This is a genomic window from Vibrio rubrogenes, from assembly GCF_059641415.1.
Genome location: NZ_JCARSY010000141.1, coordinates 1 through 337, shown reverse-complemented (window position 1 = coordinate 337; position 337 = coordinate 1). Strand labels below are relative to the sequence as shown.

At 59.6% G+C, this 337-nt stretch carries 1 protein-coding gene; it reads left to right on the top strand.

The window, feature by feature from the left end:
* Positions 1 to 64: 64 nt before the first annotated feature.
* Positions 65 to 337 (top strand): hypothetical protein (locus AC55NX_RS20930; RefSeq protein WP_496997484.1); only part of this gene is annotated, 273 nt, incomplete at its 3' end.

The window sequence follows — 337 nt, the reverse complement described above, 5'->3', positions numbered from 1 at the left end:
GCAGCTTATCACGGCCACCAATGCCAGTGGCGAGACGGAGCGCTACACCTACGATGCGCAGCATGTGATTCAGTCGCGCGAGCTGGCCGGCGGGGCGATATTCCGCTGGGAATGGCAGGGCGAAGGAAAGCAGGCCCGGGCGACCCGTCAGTTCAGTAACCTGACGCAGGTGGATACCCGCTATGAATGGGATGAAGATGCCGGCACGGTGACGCTGACCAACAGTGACGGCTCACAACAGGTGTACCAGCATGACGGCAATGCCCGGCTGATTAAAGAAGTTGACGGCAGTGGCGGTGAATACCTCAAGGCCTACGATGACAAAGGGCGGCTGATT